Source organism: Pseudomonas sp. GW821-FHT01A09 (assembly GCF_058986725.1).
Genome location: NZ_JBYSWB010000007.1, coordinates 228,713 through 246,431, shown reverse-complemented (window position 1 = coordinate 246,431; position 17,719 = coordinate 228,713). Strand labels below are relative to the sequence as shown.

General features: G+C 64.1%; 16 protein-coding genes. 10 read left to right on the top strand and 6 right to left on the bottom strand.

Features of this window, described 5'->3' with window-relative positions; all coding sequences use genetic code 11:
- Window positions 1–151 precede the first annotated feature (151 nt).
- The 6 genes from fmdA to urtA all read right to left on the bottom strand — a co-directional run bounded on the left by fmdA (window position 152) and on the right by urtA (window position 6,365).
- Window positions 152–1,381: a formamidase gene (fmdA, locus tag AC3WJP_RS11285; protein WP_493721346.1), complete on the bottom strand. Its 1,230-nt coding sequence runs from the start codon at window positions 1,379–1,381 to the stop codon at window positions 152–154.
- Between the two features lie 33 nt (window positions 1,382–1,414).
- Window positions 1,415–2,104, bottom strand: coding sequence for an urea ABC transporter ATP-binding subunit UrtE (gene urtE, locus AC3WJP_RS11280; protein WP_493721345.1), 690 nt, complete (start codon window positions 2,102–2,104; stop codon window positions 1,415–1,417).
- 13 nt (window positions 2,105–2,117) lie between these two features.
- Window positions 2,118–2,876 (bottom strand): urea ABC transporter ATP-binding protein UrtD, encoded by a 759-nt coding sequence (urtD, locus tag AC3WJP_RS11275; protein WP_493721344.1) that lies wholly within the window; start codon window positions 2,874–2,876, stop codon window positions 2,118–2,120.
- Window positions 2,873–4,030, bottom strand: coding sequence for an urea ABC transporter permease subunit UrtC (gene urtC / locus AC3WJP_RS11270; RefSeq protein ID WP_493721343.1), 1,158 nt, complete (start codon window positions 4,028–4,030; stop codon window positions 2,873–2,875). Before urtC ends, urtD begins: the two co-directional genes overlap by 4 nt.
- An 8-nt stretch (window positions 4,031–4,038) precedes the next feature.
- A complete protein-coding gene (gene urtB, locus AC3WJP_RS11265) occupies window positions 4,039–4,956 on the bottom strand; it encodes an urea ABC transporter permease subunit UrtB (protein ID WP_493721342.1) in 918 nt (305 codons plus the stop codon).
- Window positions 4,957–5,117: 161 nt separating this feature from the next.
- Window positions 5,118–6,365, bottom strand: a complete 1,248-nt coding sequence (urtA, locus tag AC3WJP_RS11260; RefSeq protein ID WP_493721341.1) for an urea ABC transporter substrate-binding protein — start codon at window positions 6,363–6,365, stop codon at window positions 5,118–5,120.
- A gap of 165 nt (window positions 6,366–6,530) precedes the next feature.
- On the opposite strand from urtA, the gene AC3WJP_RS11255 reads away from it, so the two are divergent.
- The 10 genes from AC3WJP_RS11255 to azu all read left to right on the top strand — a co-directional run bounded on the left by AC3WJP_RS11255 (window position 6,531) and on the right by azu (window position 17,634).
- On the top strand, window positions 6,531–9,968 hold the full coding sequence (locus tag AC3WJP_RS11255) for a hybrid sensor histidine kinase/response regulator (protein WP_493721340.1): 3,438 nt from the start codon (window positions 6,531–6,533) through the stop codon (window positions 9,966–9,968).
- Window positions 9,943–10,602, top strand: a complete 660-nt coding sequence (locus AC3WJP_RS11250) for a response regulator (protein ID WP_493721339.1) — start codon at window positions 9,943–9,945, stop codon at window positions 10,600–10,602. Before AC3WJP_RS11255 ends, AC3WJP_RS11250 begins: the two co-directional genes overlap by 26 nt.
- A 242-nt stretch (window positions 10,603–10,844) precedes the next feature.
- Window positions 10,845–11,327, top strand: coding sequence for an MSMEG_0572/Sll0783 family nitrogen starvation response protein (locus AC3WJP_RS11245; protein ID WP_493721338.1), 483 nt, complete (start codon window positions 10,845–10,847; stop codon window positions 11,325–11,327).
- Between the two features lie 161 nt (window positions 11,328–11,488).
- Window positions 11,489–12,442 carry a Nit6803 family nitrilase gene (locus AC3WJP_RS11240; protein ID WP_493721337.1) on the top strand — a complete coding sequence of 318 codons (954 nt, stop codon included), beginning with the start codon at window positions 11,489–11,491 and terminating at the stop codon, window positions 12,440–12,442.
- Complete coding sequence (locus AC3WJP_RS11235; protein WP_493721336.1) at window positions 12,435–13,679, top strand: MSMEG_0568 family radical SAM protein; 1,245 nt, start codon at window positions 12,435–12,437, stop codon at window positions 13,677–13,679. Before AC3WJP_RS11240 ends, AC3WJP_RS11235 begins: the two co-directional genes overlap by 8 nt.
- 14 nt (window positions 13,680–13,693) lie before the next feature.
- A complete protein-coding gene (locus AC3WJP_RS11230; protein ID WP_493721335.1) occupies window positions 13,694–14,254 on the top strand; it encodes an MSMEG_0567/Sll0786 family nitrogen starvation N-acetyltransferase in 561 nt (186 codons plus the stop codon).
- Window positions 14,247–15,278 (top strand): sll0787 family AIR synthase-like protein, encoded by a 1,032-nt coding sequence (locus AC3WJP_RS11225; RefSeq protein ID WP_493721334.1) that lies wholly within the window; start codon window positions 14,247–14,249, stop codon window positions 15,276–15,278. Before AC3WJP_RS11230 ends, AC3WJP_RS11225 begins: the two co-directional genes overlap by 8 nt.
- Before the next feature lies 1 nt (window position 15,279).
- On the top strand, window positions 15,280–15,606 hold the full coding sequence (locus AC3WJP_RS11220) for an MSMEG_0570 family nitrogen starvation response protein (RefSeq protein WP_493721333.1): 327 nt from the start codon (window positions 15,280–15,282) through the stop codon (window positions 15,604–15,606).
- Between the two features lie 235 nt (window positions 15,607–15,841).
- Complete coding sequence (locus tag AC3WJP_RS11215; RefSeq protein WP_493721332.1) at window positions 15,842–17,068, top strand: MSMEG_0569 family flavin-dependent oxidoreductase; 1,227 nt, start codon at window positions 15,842–15,844, stop codon at window positions 17,066–17,068.
- A 113-nt stretch (window positions 17,069–17,181) separates the two neighbouring features.
- Window positions 17,182–17,634 (top strand): azurin, encoded by a 453-nt coding sequence (azu, locus tag AC3WJP_RS11210; protein ID WP_493721331.1) that lies wholly within the window; start codon window positions 17,182–17,184, stop codon window positions 17,632–17,634.
- The last annotated feature ends 85 nt before the right edge of the window (window positions 17,635–17,719 follow it).

The following is a 17,719-nucleotide window of genomic DNA, read 5'->3' as shown; positions in this document are numbered from 1 at the left end:
TACCCCCCCCCCCCCCCCCCCCCCCCCCCCCCCCCCCCCCCCCCCCCCCCCCCCCCCCCCCACCACAGGGATATCCACTTAAGGCAGCCCCATTGATAGCCCTGGAGGCAGTCACAAAGGCAGTCACCGTGGCGACCTCACCACCCTGAAGCTACTTTTCCTGCGCAATCGGCAAATCCACAGTCCCATCGATAAACTTCGTCGGCCCGCTCGCACTCGGGTTGATATCGAACTTGAAGATATCCGTCGGCAACCACAAGGTCGCGCACGCATTGGGAATGTCGACTATGCCGCTGATATGCCCCTGCACCGGCGCCGAGCCCAACAGCGCATACCCCTGAGCCGGCGAATAGCCGAACTTGGTCAGGTAGTTGATGGCATTCAGGCAAGCCTGACGGTAGGCCACATTGACATCCAGATAATGCTGCTGGCCCTGCTCGTCTACCGAGATGCCTTCGAAAATCAGGAAGTTGTTGTAGTTGGGCACGATCGGGCTGGGCTTGAACACCGGATTCTTGATCCCGTACTTGGCCATGCCGCCCTTGATCAGCTCGACTTTCATATGCACCCAGCCGGCCATCTCGATCGCACCGCAGAACGTGATCTCGCCATCCCCCTGGCTGAAGTGCAAGTCGCCCACCGACAGCCCCGCGCCCTTGACGTACACCGGGAAAAACACTTTCGAGCCACGGGACAGATCCTTGATATCGCAGTTGCCGCCATGCTCGCGCGGCGGCACCGTGCGCGCGCCTTCCTGGGCCGCCTTGTCGCGGGCCTCGCCCTTGAGCTTGCCCATGTGCGCGGTGGGCGCCATCGGTGGATTGGCCAGCGGTGGCACACGGCTCGGGTTGGTATCGATCAGCTCCTGTTCGCGGCGGTTCCATTCGGCGAGCATCACCGGGTCCGGCAGGCAACCGATCAAGCCGGGGTGGATCAGGCCGGCGAACTCGACGCCGGGGATGTGCCGCGAACTGGTGTACACCCCTTTGAAATCCCAGATGGCCTTCTGCGCCAGCGGAAAGTGGTCGGTGAGAAAGCCGCCGCCGTTCTGCCGCGAGAAAAACCCGTTGAAGCCCCACTGCGACTCGGCCTTGGGACCCAGGTCGAGCAGATCGACCACCAGCAAGTCACCGGGTTCGGCACCGTGCACGCCCACCGGGCCGGACAGGTAATGCACTGTCGACAAATCGACGTCGCGCACGTCGCTGGCATCGTCGTCGTTCTTGATCGCCCCGGCAGTCCAGTCATAGGTCTCGAGGATAAAGTCATCGCCCGGGTTGACCCAGCAGGCCATGGGAATGTCCGGGTGCCAGCGGTTGTGCACCTGTTCGTTTTCGGTCACGGGTTGGTCGAGGTCGACTTTGATCAGTGTTTCAGTCATGGCATGGCTCCTGAGTGATAAAAAGCGGACCTGTCACACCGACAGGTAACGGCTGATGGTGGCTTCGTCGACGTTGGCGCGGGTTTCCTCGACCACGAAGCGGCCTTTCTCGATGACCAGGAAGCGGTCGGCGATGTCCAGGGTGAACGACAGCACCTGCTCGGAGACCACGATCGTCAGGTCGCGCAAGGTGCGGATGTCCTTGAGGGTGCGGGCGATGTCCTTGATGATCGACGGCTGGATGCCCTCGGTGGGCTCATCGAGCAGCAGCACCTTGGGATTGGTGGCCAGTGCCCGGGCGATCGCCAATTGCTGCTGCTGGCCGCCCGAGAGGTTGCCGCCTTTGCGCGTGCGCATGTCGTAGAGCACCGGGAACAGGTCGTAGAGGTCCTGCGCAACCACCCCGCGCGCCGACGCTGGCAGGCCGGTCTGGATGTTTTCCAGCACAGTCATGGCCGGGAAGATCATCCGCCCCTGGGGCACGTAGGCCATGCCCTTGGCGACGCGGGCGTGGGTTTCCAGCCCGGACACCTCGACGCCGTCGACCTGCACCTGGCCGCGCCATTGCGGCAGTACGCCCATCAGACTCTTGAACAGCGTGGTCTTGCCCATGCCGTTGCGCCCCATGATGGCGACGATCTCCTGCTTGCCGACATTGAGGTCCAGGTCGTGGAGGATCTGGCTCTGGGCGTAGCCACAGGACAGCTGCTTGATGTTGAACATGAACGCCCCCCGGTTAATGACCTAGATACACTTCGATGACTTTCGGGTTGTTCTGCACCGACTCCATGCTGCCCTCGGCCAGCACCTTGCCTTGATGCAGCACAGTGACCTTGTGGGCGATGCTCTTGACGAATTCCATGTCGTGCTCGATCACCAGCACCGAGCGGCCCTGGCTGATGCGCTTGAGCAGTTCGGCGGTCTGCACCCGCTCGCTGACGCTCATGCCCGCCACTGGCTCGTCGAGCATCAACAGGTCCGGGTCCTGCATCAGCAGCATGCCGATCTCCAGCCACTGCTTCTGGCCGTGGGACAACAAGCCGGCCTGCTGTTGCAGCAGCTCGCTGAGGAAGATCTCCCCCGCCACCTGCTCGACCCGCGCCACCACCTCGCTGGTGCGCTTGAAGAACAGCGCGCCGAGCACCTTGCGCCCGGCCGGATAGGACATCTCGAGGTTCTCGAACACCGAGAGATTTTCGTAGATCGAGGGGTTCTGAAACTTGCGTCCGACCCCGGCGCGGACGATGTCGTACTCGTGCATCCTGGTCAGCTCGCGACCATCGAACTGAATGCTGCCGCTGGTGGCGCGGGTCTTGCCGCAGATCAGATCGAGCACGGTGGTCTTGCCGGCGCCATTGGGGCCGATCACCACCCGCACTTCATTGCGGTCGATATAGAGGTTGAGGTCGTCCACCGCCTTGAAGCCATCGAACGATACGGTCAGGCCTTCGATGGCCAGCACCGGCTTGTTGCTCTCGAAACCGACGGCCGTCATGGCTGCACCTCCAGGGTTTGCTCGGCGTTCGGGGCCTTGGCCGCAGCGGCCGGCGCCAGCACCTGAGGTGTCTTGGCATGGCGCCTGCGCCATTTGCGCCACTGGCTGTCCCAGACCCCGGCCAGGCCGTTGGGGAAGTACATGACCACGACGATGAACAAGCCGCCCATCAGGTACAGCCACAGCTCGGGGAAGGATTCGGAGAAGTAGCTCTTGCCGTAGTTCACCAGCAACGCGCCGTACACCGCGCCGAGCAGCGACATGCGCCCACCCACGGCGGCGAAGATGACCATCTCGATGGACGGCACGATGCCCACGAACGACGGCGACATGAAGCCCACCTGCAAGGCGAACATCGCTCCGCCAATGGCTGAAAACGCCGCGGCCACGCAGTACACGAAGACCTTGAAGCTGGCCACGTCGTAACCCGAAAAACGCACCCGTTCTTCCTTGTCGCGCATCGCCATCAACAACCGGCCCAGCTTGGAGGCGAGGATGAACTTGCCCAGCACGATGCAGCCCAGCAGCAGCGCGGCGTTGATGAAGTACAGCAGCAGCTTGGCGCTGTCGCTGGTGATGTCCCAGCCCAGCAGCGTCTTCAGATCGGTGATGCCGTTGACCCCGCCGGTCAGGCCTTGCTGGCCGACGATCAGCACCGTCAGGATCAGCGCGATGGCCTGGGTGACGATGGAGAAATACACATCGCCGACCCGCCGTTTGAACATCGCCAGACCGATCACCAGCGCCAGCAACACCGGCACCACGATCACCGCCACCAGCGTGAAGGTGAAGCTGTGAAACGGCACCCACAACGCCGGCAGTTCGGTGATCTGGTTCCAGTCCATGAAGTCCGGAATGCCCGGGGTGGACTGGATTTTCGTCGCCTCGGGCGTCGAAGCCTCCAGCTTGAGAAACATCGCCATGCAGTAGCCGCCCAGGCCGAAGAACACCCCCTGGCCAAGGCTGAGGATGCCGCCGTAGCCCCAGCACAGCACCAGACCAACCGCCACAAAGGCGTAAGTCAGGTACTTGCCGACCATGTTCAGCCGGAAGGCATCCAGGCACAGCGGGAACACCACCAGGATCAATGCGGCCAGTATCAGCAGGCCAAGGGTGCCCTGGCGGCCACCGAGCAATTTGTCGAGCGCATTCATGCAGAGCCTCACTTACGCAGCTTGCTGGCGAACAACCCTTGCGGGCGCACCATCAGGATCAACACCACGGCCGACAGGGTCAGCACCTTGGCCATGGAACCGGTCATGAAGAACTCCGAGATCGATTGCGTCTGGGCGATGGCGAACGCCGAGGCGATGGTGCCGAACAGGCTCGCCGCGCCGCCGAAAACCACGGTCAGGAAGGTGTCGACGATGTACAGCGAACCCGCCGTCGGCCCGGTCGAGCCGATGGTGGTGAACGCCGCGCCGGCCACCCCGGCCACCCCGCATCCGAGGGCGAAGGTCATGCGGTCGACCTTTTTCGTATTGATCCCCACGGCACGGCTCATCACCCGGTTCTGCATGGTGGCGCGCACCTGCAGGCCCCAGCGCGAGCGGTACAGCAGCAGAAAGATCAAGGCGGTCATCAGCACCGTCAGGACCATGGTGAACACACCGTTGCGGGGGATATCGATGGCGTCGCTGAGGCTGAACGAGCCCATCAGCCACTGCGGTGGCTCGGCGCTGACTTCGCGGGCGCCGAACACCGAACGGAACGTCTGCTGCATCATCAACGACAGGCCCCAGGTGGCCAGCAGCGTGTCCAGCGGCCGGTGGTACAGGCGGCTGATCATGATCCACTCCACCAGCCAGCCCACCGCGCCTGCCACCAGGAACGACAGGGCGATGGCAAAGAAAAAGTAGTACGGCTGCAGCGCCGGGAAATACGTGGTGGTCAAGTACGACATCACGTAGGTGGTGTAGGCGCCGATGGTGAGAAACTCACCGTGAGCCATGTTGATCACGCCCATCTGGCCAAAAATGATCGCCAGCCCCAACGCCATCAACAGCAACACGCAGAATACCGACAGGCCATTGAAGCCCTGCATGGCGGCGATGGCGCCGAATTGCGATAGCCATTCCATCTATGAACCTCCCGTGGATCAGCAACACTCCCCACCGACAAACCCTGTAGCGAGGGGGCTTGCCCCCGAAAAATCATGCCAGCGCCATCTTCGTTGCTGACCGGCCTATCGGGGGCAAGCCCCCTTGCTACACGGGATGCGGTGGGGTCTTGGGTGTGGCCTTACTGATAGCCCTTGGGAAACGGATTGGGTTCGATCAGCTCCGACTCGTGCACCACCTTGAACTGGCCGTCGGCCTGGACTTCGCCAATGCGTGCCTTGCTCCACAGGTGATGGTTTTCGTGGATCTTCACGTAGCCCTCAGGCGCATTGGTCATCTCGATGCCCGGCGAAGCCGCCACCACCTTGTCGACGTCGAAACTGCCGGCCTTCTCCACTGCCGCCTTCCACAACCAGGGGCCCAGATACGCAGCCTGAGTCACGTCGCCGATCACCGAATCAGGGCCGTACTTGGCCTTGAACGCCGCAACGAACGCCTTGTTGGCCGGATTGTCGAGGGACTGGAAGTACTTCATCGAGGCATAGAAGCCGACCATGTTCTCGCCACCGATGCCGAGCAGTTCGTCCTCGGTCACCGACAGCGTCAGCAGGGTCTGTTTGTCTGCGGTCACGCCGGCGGCCTTGAGCTGCTTGTAGAAGGCCACGTTGGAGCCACCGACCACGGCGGCGAACACCACGTCAGGCTTTTTCAGCTTGACCTTGTTGATCAGCGAGCCGAACTGGGTGTTGCCCAGCGGGTAGTAGTCTTCGCCCACCACAGTGCCGTGCAGGACGTTTTCGATGTGCTTGCGGGCGATCTTCATGGAGGTGCGCGGCCAGATGTAGTCCGAGCCGATCAGGTAGAAGGTCTTGGCGCCCTTCTCCTTGGCGATCCAGTCAAGGCTGGCGAGGATCTGCTGGGTGGCTTCCTGGCCGGTGTAGATGACGTTTTTCGACTGCTCGAGACCTTCATAGAAAGTCGGGTAGTAGAGCAGGCCGTTTTCTTTCTCGAAGACCGGCAGCACCGCCTTGCGCGAGGCCGAGGTCCAGCAGCCGAACACCGTGGCGACCTTGTCGTTGACCAGCAGCTTGCGGGCCTTTTCAGCGAAGGTCGGCCAGTCCGAGGCGCCGTCTTCCTGGACCACTTTGATCTGCCGCCCCAGGATGCCGCCCGCAGCGTTGATCTGCTCGATGGCCAGGCGCTCGGCCTGGATCGAACCGGTTTCGGAAATCGCCATGGTGCCGGTGGCCGAGTGCAACTGACCGACGGTGACCGTGGTGTCGGTGACGGCCAGCCCGGTGGTGTTGACGTCGGCCGCCTGCGCCAAGGGGCCGAACACCGCGGCCGCGATCAGCGACAAGGCCGCTGCACCTTTGGCCAGGCCCGGCGGGAGAAACCCTTGGGTGCCCCTCGTTTTCGTCGTGTCCATCTTGCTGCTCCTGTGTGGAAGGGCGTCTGCGTTGTGGCAGCAAGAATGGGGCGAGTGGACGTTTCCCGGTATACGCATCATGACGTAGCGCCGTACGTCATTTGACATAGCGCCAAATGCCCGCAATTGCGGCATTCTCGCGCTCGCATCAGGCACGCGCCCTGCATGCAGATTGGCCGCATCCCGCGCCTCTGGAGCACCGCCTTGACCATCCCCGGCACCCAACGCATCGCCAAGATCCGCCGCGACTACAACCGCTGGGTCGCCGACGAGAGCATGGAGGACTACGCCTTGCGTTACGCGCCCTCCTCGTTCCGGCGCTGGAGCGAAGGGCGGATCGTCAACACCGCCTTGAGTTCGGTGTCGTTCCTGGTGCTGGAGGCGGTGGGCGGCACCCTGGTGATGGACTATGGCTTCACCAATACCCTGTGGGCGGTGCTGGCGGTGGCGCTGATCATCCTGCTCACCGGCCTGCCGATCAGCTACTACGCGGCTCGCTATGGCGTCGACATGGACCTGCTGACCCGCGGCGCCGGCTTCGGCTACATCGGCTCGACCATCACTTCACTGATCTACGCAAGCTTCACCTTTCTGTTTTTCGCGCTGGAAGCGGCGATCATGGCGTTGGCCCTGGAGCTGTATTTCCACATCCCCCTGGCCTGGGGCTACGTGTTGTGTTCGGTGATCATCATCCCCCTGGCCGCTTACGGCTTTACCCTGATCAGCCGTCTGCAGATGTGGTCGCAGCCGTTGTGGCTGGCGCTGTTGATCGTGCCCTACGTGTTCGTTATCTACAAAAGCCCAGGCACGCTGAGCGATTTCACCTCCTTCGCCGGGCGCCATGGCGAGGCAGGCACCTTCGACCTGCTGCTGTTCGGTGCAGCCCTGAGCGTGGTGCTGTCACTGGTGACGCAGATCGGCGAGCAGGTCGACTACATTCGTTTTTTGCCGCAGCGCACGGCGCAGAACAACCTGCGCTGGTGGACCGCCCTGCTGCTGGCCGGGCCCGGCTGGATAGTGCCGGGGGCGCTGAAGCTGATGGCCGGGGCCTTTCTGGCATTCCTGGCGATTCAGCACGAAGTACCGGTGGCGCGTGCGGTCGAGCCGACGCAGATGTACCTGGTCGCCTACAGCTACGTGTTCCATTCGCCGGAATGGGCGCTGGCGGCCATGGCCCTGCTGGTGGTCATCTCCCAGGTCAAGATCAACCTCACCAACGCCTACGCCGGCTCCCTGGCCTGGTCGAACTTCTTCGCGCGCATGACCCACAGTCACCCCGGGCGCGTGGTGTGGCTGGTGTTCAACGTGGTCATCGCCCTGCTGTTGATGGAGATGGGCATCTTCGACGCCATCGGCGAGGTGCTCGGTCTTTATGCCAACATCGCCATCGCCTGGATCGGCGCGCTGGTGGCCGACCTGGTGATCAACAAGCCGCTGGGGCTGTCGCCACCGCACATCGAGTTCAAGCGCGCGCACCTGTACGACGTCAATCCGGTGGGGGTCGGCGCCATGGGCGTGGCGTCGCTGGTGTCGATGCTCGCGCATTTTGGCTGGTTCGGCGCCCTGGCCCAGGCCGCCCCGCCCTTGCTGGCGTTGATCACCGCGTTGATCGTGGCCCCACTGATCGCCTGGATCACCCGAGGCCGCTACTACCTGGCCCGGGAAAGCGACCCCGGCCTGCTGTATCCCCAGGGCAGCACGGCGACGGTGACTTGCGGCGTGTGCAGCAACCCCTTCGAGCGCCCCGACATGGCCTGGTGCCCGGCGTACGCCTCACCGATCTGCTCGTTGTGCTGTTCGCTGGAAGTGCGTTGCGGCGATCAATGCAAACCGCGCTCGCGGCTGCTGATGCAAGTGGAGGACTGCCTGGCGCGGCTGCTGCCCAGATCCTTCTCGCGCAATCTGCACACCCGGCTGGCGCACTACATGGGCATCCTCGCCGTGCTCATCGCGCTGCTCTCCGGCGCCTTGGCCCTGGTGTACACCCAGGTCACCCACAACCTCGCCGAACACTCGTGGCAAACCCAGCACACCTTGACCCTGGCGTTCATCAAGGCGTTTCTGGCGCTGTGCGTGTTCGCCGCCGTGCTGGCCTGGTGGGTGGTGCTGACCCGCGAAAGCCGCCACGTGGCCCAGGAAGAATCCGAACGCCAGACGGCCCTGCTGATGCAGGAAATCGAAGCCCACGAGCAGACCGATCTGGCCCTGCAGCGCGCCAAGGAAGCCTCCGAAGCCGCCAATGCCGCCAAGAGCCGCTACGTCACCGGCCTGTCCCATGAACTGCGCACCCCGCTCAACAGCATCCTCGGCTACACGCAGATCCTGCAGCGTGACGCCAGTACCCCGCCGCGCCAGCAAGAGGCCCTGGCGACCATTCTGCGCAACAGCTCGCACTTGCTGTCGCTGATCGACGGCCTGCTTGACGTGGCCAAGATCGAGGCCGGCAAGTTGCGCCTGGAGCCGTCGGAAATCGCCTTCACGGACTTCATCCGCGATCTGGAGCGCCTGTTCGCCCCCGCCGCCCGAGACAAGGGCCTGGGTTTCGGCCTGCAGATCATCGGCGAGCTGCCGCCGGTGGTGCGCGGCGACGAGAAACGCGTGCGGCAGATCCTGATCAACCTGCTGGGCAACGCGGTAAATTTCACCGACAGCGGCGAAGTCCGCCTGCGGGTCAGCTACCGCCGGCAGACCGCGACCTTCGAGATCATCGACAGCGGCATCGGCATTGCCGAGGACCAGCTGGAGCGGATTTTCCAGCCGTTCGAACGGGGCGAGATCGACCGTCACGACAACGGCGTCGGCCTTGGGCTGACCATCACCCGCATGCTCACGGCGCTGATGGGCGGCGAGATATCCGTCAGCAGTGTGCCGGGCGCCGGTACGCGGTTTCAGGTGCGGCTGTATCTGTCCGAAGTGCGGGTACCGAAAGCGATCATTCATACCGACCACGACCTCATCGGCTATGCCGGGCCGCCGCGTCTGGTGCTGGTGGTGGACGACCATGTCGAGCACCGTCAGGTCATCAGCGGCATGCTCACGCCCCTGGGCTTCAATGTCGCCCAGGCCGCCAACGGCCAGGAAGCGATCCGCCAAGTGTCGCTGCTCAAGCCCGACCTGATCCTCATGGACCTGTCCATGCCGCAGATGGACGGTTGGGAAACCAGCCGACTGATCCGGCGCAACGTGCAGAGCCTGGCGCCCATCGTGGTGGTATCGGCCCACGCCAACGCGCTGATCGACGAGCGCGCCGATCACGACCTGCACCCCATCGACTACCTGGCCAAACCGGTGCATCTGCAACATTTGCTCGACCGCATCGAACATCACCTGCAACTGACCTGGCTACGCCCCGCGCCGTCACTGGCGAGCCCCAAGGCGCCACAGCGGGCGCTGGCCCGGGCCGAACTGGAGCTGCTGCGCGAGTTGTGCGCCGATGGCGACATGATCGAGTTGCAAGCGCAGCTCACGAGCATCGAACGACGCTGGCCCGACAGCGCCACCGTGGTCGCGCGCTTGCGCACCTTGGCCCGGGGCTTTCGCCTGGATGAACTGAATCGGGTACTGACAGAGAGCATCAATGAACACCCCCACGAGCTCCTCTAAAGGCACCATCCTGATCGTCGACGATGCGCCGGACAACCTGGCGCTGCTGTCCGACGCGCTGGACGACGCCGGCTACCGCGTGCTGGTGGCGCTAGACGGCAACAGCGCCCTGAGCCGCATCCAGCGCCGTCGCCCGGATCTGATCCTGCTGGATGCGCTGATGCCGGGGCTGGACGGGTTCGACACCTGTCGGCAGATCAAGGCCGACGCGTTGAGCGCGGACATTCCGGTGCTGTTCATGACCGCGCTGACCGAGAGCGAGCATGTGGTCAAGGGCTTCGAGGCCGGCGCGATCGACTACGTGACCAAGCCCATCGAGTGCAACGAGGTGCTGGCGCGGATCGCCTCGCACCTGCGCACCGCGCGCATCCTGCAGTCGGCCACCACCCGCAAGGCCAGCTTCGAGGACGCTTCGGCGCAGCGTTGTCTGGGCACGCGTTTCGCCCTCACCGAGCGGGAAATCGAAGTGCTGCATTGGGTCACGTGCGGCAAGACCAACAAGGACATCGGCGACATCCTCGGCCTCAGCCCGCGCACGGTGAACAAGCACCTGGAACACATCTACATCAAGCTCGGCGTCGAGACACGCACCGCGGCGACCTCGGTGGCGCTCTCGGCGCTTAATGGCCACTGAGTCGGCGGCATCACGAAATCTCGTTGTTTTGTCTACGCAACTTCGTATTAACACGAAGTTGCGTAGAGATTCGGGCGGATCAGAATCCACTCTAAAAGCCGGATCAGATCCAATTATTCATTGTTAATCAAAGAGATAAAGAATAGTTTCACGCCCTGGCACGTCCCTCGCACTGTACTGCTGCAACCCGATCAGCCGCTCTCGGCCATCGATAACAGCGACGCGACAACGGAGATGACGATATGCCAAACGTGGACATTGCTCACTATCAAGACGGCGACTTCCTGGTCAATTACGAAGAAAAGGTCTTCGAGGACGTCAAGGCCGAACCGGGTGAAAAAGCGCTGTTGACGTTCCACACCATCGCCTTCGAGGGCTCCATCGGCCTGGTCAACATGCTGCAGGCCAAGCGCCTGCTGCGCAAAGGCTTCGAAACCAAGATTCTGCTGTACGGACCGGGCGTGCAATTGGGTGTGCAACGCGGCTTTCCGACCCTGGGCGCGGAGGCCTTCCCCGGCCATCTGGCGGTCAACAATCAGATCAAGGCGTTCATGGCCGAGGGCGGTGAGGTGTATGCCTGCCGTTTTGCCTTGCAGGCCCTGTACGGGCAAACCGAAAAAGCCCTGATCGAAGGCATTCGCCCGATCAACCCGCTGGATGTCATGGACCTGCGCCTGCTGATGCGCCGCGAGGGCGCGATGATCATCGATACCTGGACGGCGTGACCCACGCAGCTCCCTGTAGCGAGGGGGCTTGCCCCCGATTGCGGTATATCCGCCAGAGAGATATCGCTGGCACGATCTTTCGGGGGCAAGCCCCCCCGCTACAGGATCCATTGATCGACGGTCAGACGCGCCCCCCCCAGATCACCGCCAGGAGCCCCACCATGCCCATCATCCGCGCCGCCGCCGTCCAGTTCAGCCCCGTGCTGTATTCACGCGAGGCCACGGTCGCCAAACTCTGCGCCACCCTGCTCGACCTCGGCCGCGAGGGCGTGCAGTTCGCGGTGTTCCCGGAAACCGTGGTGCCTTACTACCCCTATTTCTCCTTCGTGCAGCCGCCCTTCGCCATGGGCAAGCAGCACCTGCAACTGCTCGAACAATCCGTCACCGTGCCCTCTGACGTCACCCAACAGATCGGCGAAGCCTGCCGCGAAGCCGGGATCGTCGCCTGCATCGGCGTCAACGAGCGCGATGGCGGCACAATCTATAACGCGCAATTGCTGTTCGACGCCGACGGCAGCCTGATCCAGCACCGACGCAAGATCACCCCCACCTATCACGAACGCATGGTCTGGGGCCAAGGCGACGGCTCCGGCCTGCGCGCCACCGACAGCGCAGTCGGGCGCATCGGCGCGCTGGCCTGCTGGGAACACTACAACCCGCTGGCGCGCTATGCGCTGATGGCCGACGGCGAGCAGATCCACGCGGCGATGTTTCCGGGCTCGCTGGTCGGACAGATTTTCGCCGAGCAGATGGAAGTCACCATTCGCCATCACGCCCTGGAAAGCGGCTGCTTCGTGGTCAATGCCACCGCCTGGCTGGATGCCGAGCAACAGGCGCAGATCATGGCCGACACCGGTTGCGCGCTGGAGCCCATCAGCGGCGGCTGTTTTACCGCCATCGTCTCGCCGGAAGGCAAGGTGCTCGGGCAGCGCACCGAGGGCGAAGGCGCAGTGATCGCCGACCTGGATTTCGCTCTGATCGACAAACGCAAACGCATGATGGATTCGGTGGGGCACTACAGCCGGCCGGAGCTGCTGAGCCTGCTGATCGACCGACGGGCGACGGCGCATGTGCATGAGCAGCAACAGACTTGCGGGGAGCACAGCCATGAATGACTCGACGATTTTGCACAAGCTGCAAGGGCCTCTTCGCGGGCAAGCCTTGCTCCCACAGGTGTACGACTCAGCTTCAGATAGCGCCGCCCACCCTGTAGGAGCACAGCTTGCTGGCGAAGGCGTCGGCCAGCACACACAAGATCCCGAGCGTACGCCTGCGTCCGCCGCAGACCTCCTCGCCGAACTGCAATGCCACGGCGTGCGCTGGCAAGGCGCCGACGGCCTGTCGCGCAAGGGCGGGGCCGGGCCATCGGATCACAAGGCGCTGAGCCTGGGCGAGCACACCGCCATGGTGCCGATGCTCAACCGCGCCTCCCTCGACTCGCTCTACTCCGCCGTGCCCGACAGCAGCGGCGCCCAGGCGCTGATCTTTCGCGAGGGCCTGCAGGTCGGCCAGGTGCAACTGCCCGGTGTACCGAAGTTCTACGGCCTCGACACCGAAGACGGCGTCCCCTACTGGAAGATCGCCACTCTGCACAGCAAGGACGTGCTCGCCACCACCGTTCTGCAACACTGCATCCGCATGAACGAAGCCGCCACCTCCTGCCAGTTCTGCGCCATCGGCCAGTCGCTGGCGAGCGGCAAGACCATCGCCCGCAAGCGCCCCGCACAGCTCGCCGAGGTAGCCAAGGCCGCCGTCGAACTGGACGGCGTCAAGCACATGGTGATGACCACCGGCACGCCGCAGACCAACGATCGCGGCGCCGCCATCCTGTGCGAGTCGGCCGCCGCCGTGACCGCCGTGGTCGACCTGCCGATCCAGGCGCAGTGCGAGCCGCCGGACGACGACGCCTGGTTCCAGCGCCTCAAGGACAGCGGCGTGGTGTCCATGGGCATGCACCTCGAAGCTGTCACCGACGCGGTGCGCCAACGCATCATGCCGGGCAAGGCCGAGGTGCCGCTGGAGCGCTATTTCAGCGCCTTCGACGCCGCCGTGCAGGTGTTCGGCCGCGGCCAGGTCAGCACCTACATCCTCGCCGGCCTGGGCGACAGTGAAGACGCCATCGCGCACATGAGCGAACGCCTGGCCAGCGCCGGGGTGTACCCCTTCGTGGTGCCCTTCGTGCCCATCGACGGCACCCCGCTGGCGCGTCATCCCAAGCCCGACAGTGCCTTCATGCAACGCCTCTACCCGCGCATCGGCGCCAGCCTGCGCAGGCACGGCCTGCACTCCGACAACATCAACGCCGGTTGCGCCAAATGTGGCGCCTGCTCGGCCCTGAAACACCACGAGTAACGGGAGCGCACGCCATGGCCGAACACGCCTTCGCTCTGGTCGATGGGACCTTCAGCGAATTCCTCGCCGGCGACCTGCTGGTCAAGCCCGCCGATCAAGCCTGGGAGCGCCAGCATTACTACAGCCTGCGCCGCGCCGTGTTCAGCGACGAGCAACGCCTGCTCGCCCAGGACAAGGACGAAAACGACTTCCAGGCCATCCCCATCGTCGCCGTCGCCCACCACTGCGGCATGCCCGAGCAGGTCATCGGCGCGGTGCGCATCTACCAGACCGAGCCAGGCGTCTGGTACGGCGGGCGCCTGTGCGTCGAGCGCCAGTACCGGCGGCACGCGATGATCGGCAAGGCGTTGGTCAACGAGGCGGTGTCGCGGGCCATCGACCTGGGCTGCCAGACCTTCCTCGCTACCGTGCAACAGGCCAACGAAGGCTATTTCCACAGCCTGCACTGGCACACCCTGGAGGCGCTCGAGCTGCTCGGCCATCCCCACTGCCTGATGCAGGCGCGGCTCGAACGCTACCCATTCATGCGCCGGCAGACCTCGCTGCTGGGCAAAAAGGCCCCGGCTCATGACTAGTCCCCAAGCGACCTTGACGGCCCTGCTCGCGCGCCTGCGCGACACCCCGGCGATGCGCTCGAAACTGGCGATCCAACAACCGGCCCGCGCATTGGCACCCCAGGGCCAAAGCTGCGACGACCTCTACGCCCTGCCGGGCGACGATACCGCGGCGATTCGTTGCGGCGATCAGTATCAACTGCTGGCAATCGAAGGGATGATCCCGGCCTTCGTCGAGCAGGCACCCTGGTTCGCCGGCTGGTCGGCGGTCATGGCCAACGTCAGCGACATCACTGCCATGGGCGGACGGGCGACGGCGGTGGTCAATGCCTATTGGCACAACGATGTCGCCGCCGCCGAGCAGGTGCTGGCGGGGATCCGCGCGGCCTGCGAGGCCTACGGCTTGATCCTTGCCGGCGGCCACACCAGCCAGGCCGTCGGCAACCCGGCGGCGCTGGCCGTGGCGGTCAGCGGCTGGGCGCGCAATCTGCTCTCGACCCTGCACGTGGCCCCCGGGCAGATCATCGCCATGGCGGTCGACCTCGATGGCCGCTGGCATGGCGACGCGCCGTACTGGAAAGCCTTCGAGAACGTCGCCCCGCAGCGCCTGCGCGACAAGCTCGAAGTAATCCCGCGGCTGGCCGAAGCCGGGCTGCTGCACGCGGCCAAGGACATCAGCAACGCCGGCATCCTCGGTACCCTGCTGATGCTGCTCGAACCCAAGGGCTGCGGCGCGCTGATCGATCTGGCGGCCCTGCCGCAACCGGCCGACACCGTGCTGGAGCGCTGGCTGCAGGTGTTCCCCAGTTACGGTTTCGTGATGACTCTCGACTCCGCGGACCTGCCCACGGTCGCTGCCGCGTTCGCCTTCGAGGGCCTGCACTGCGCGCACATCGGCGAGGTCGATGACAGCGCCCGGCTGACGGTCTGCCAGGGGCCCGCGCAGGCCGAATTCTGGGACCTGTCGCGCCAGCCCTTCACCGGCTTTCACTACCCGCAATTCAGTCATGAGGCGCACTGCGCCTTCACGCACAAGGAGCACTGACATGCCCGCTGTCAACATTCGTCTGCGCTGGCCCGATGGTCAGGAAAGCAATGTTTATTCGCCCTCCACGACCATTTTCAAGCATCTCGAGGCGGGGCAGTCCTACAGCCTGGCGGAGTTCTTGCGCCGTGCCGAGACCGGCCTTAATGCCGCGTCCGAACGGGTCAAGCAGGTCAAGGGTTTCTATTGCAGTTCGGCCATGGACAGCCTCGGCGGCATCCGCATGACGGCCCGCCGATTCAGTGATCCGCAGGCGCAGGTCGAGGTGCTGGACATCCGTGAACAGGGCAGCGGCAAGGTTCATTACTCGGGCTTTGGTGAGATTTGAGTCTTGTGCTGAATGGGCTGGCCTCTTCGCGGGCAAGCCCGGCTCCCACAGGTGTGCGGCTTGGGATCGGCTGACACTGTGGGAGGCTTCGGCGAGATCTGACAGCAGCGCAAATCCTGTAGCGGGGGGGCTTGCCCCCGATTGAGGTGTGTCAGCCAAGGAGATATCGCTGACACGATTTTCGGGGGCAAGCCCCCCCGCTACAGGGGTTTACTTCATTCAAGGAGCACCCACCATGACCCACTACAGCGCGATCGTCATCGGCGGCGGCCAGGCCGGTCTGTCCGCCAGCTACTACCTGCAGCAACAGGACATCGACCACCTGGTGCTGGAGAAACACAGCCTCACCCACACCTGGCGCAACCAACGCTGGGATGCGTTCTGCCTGGTCACGCCGAACTGGCAGTGCGCCCTGCCCGGCTATCCCTATGCCGGCGACGATCCCCACGGCTTCATGAAGAAAGACCAGATCATCGACTACCTGGATGGCTTCATCGCTGCGGTCAACGCGCCGGTGCGCGAAGGCTGCGCGGTGCAGCGCCTGGTCGCACGGCCTGAAGGCGGCTATGCGCTGAGCACTTCAGTGGGCGAGTTCAGCGCCGACCAGGTGATAGTCGCCAGCGGCGGCTATCACACGCCGATCATCCCGCGCCTGGCCGAGCGTCTGCCGGCGCAGATCACCCAACTGCACTCGGAGCAATACCGCAGCCCCCAGGCATTGCCGGCCGGTAACGTGCTGGTGGTGGGCTCGGGCCAGTCCGGCGCGCAGATCGCCGAAGACCTGCACCTGGCCGGGCGCCAGGTGTTTCTGGCGGTAGGCGATGCGCCCCGTTGCGCGCGCTTTCACCGCGGCCGTGACGTAGTCGATTGGCTGGCCGACATGGGCTATTACGACATCGGCGTCGACACCCACCCGCTGCGCGAAGGCGTGCGCGACAACACCAACCACTACGTGACCGGCCGCGACGGCGGGCGCGATATCGATCTGCGGCGCTTCGCCAAGGAAGGCATGCAACTGTTCGGCCGCCTCGACAGCCTGCAGGGCACCACGCTGCACTTCTCGGCGGACCTGGCCAGCAAGCTCGACGCCGCCGATGCCGTCTATAACCGCATCAACACCAGCATCGACAAATACATCGCCGAGCAAGGCATCGAGGCGCCGCTCGCCACGCCTTATACGCCGTTGTGGGTACCGGAACAGCAAGCCACCGAGCTGGATCTCACCGGCAGCGGCATCACCAGCATCGTCTGGTGCATCGGTTTCCAGCCGGACTTCACCTGGGTCGATGTGCCGGTGTTCAACGGCCGCAGCTACCCCGGGCATCGGCGCGGAGTGACAGCCCAGCCGGGGCTGTATTTCCTTGGTTTGCCGTGGCTGCACACCTGGGGCTCGGGGCGTTTTTCCGGTATCGCCCGGGATGCGCAGTATGTGGTCGAGCAGTTGGCTGCGCTGCGCACCTGACCACGCAGATGAAGGTGCGATGAAAGGGCTGTCGAGGGGTTAAACCGCCGCAGGCGAGCTTCGTCTGTCTCTAGGCAATGTTTGCCCTATTCGATCACTCCTGGAGATCCCCTATGTTTCGCCCTGTCATCGCAATTGCCGCATTGACCCTGTCCAGCCTGACCTGGGCCGCAGCACCCTGCTCAGTCGATATTCATGGCACCGATCAGATGACCTACGACCTCACCGCCATCAAGGTGCCGACCAGTTGCAAGCAGTTCACCGTCACCTTGCAGCACCCGGGCGAGATGCCCAAGAACGTCATGGGCCACAACTGGGTGCTGACCAGGGAAGCGGACATGCAAGCGGTCACCGAGGCCGGTGCCAAGGCCGGTGAGGCCGACGACTATATAGAGAAGGGTGACAAGCGCGTGCTGGCCCATACCCGACTGATCGGCGGCGGCGAGGAAGACTCGGTGACGCTGGATACCGCGACGCTGAAAAAGGCCGATGGGCCGCTGGTGTTCTTCTGCTCGTATCCGTTCCATTCAACGATGATGAAGGGAACGCTAACCCTAGGCGGCTAATACCCTGTAGCGAGGGGGCTTGCCCCCGAAAAATCGTGTCAGCAACAGCACCTTGGCTGACACACCGCAATCGGGGGCAAGCCCC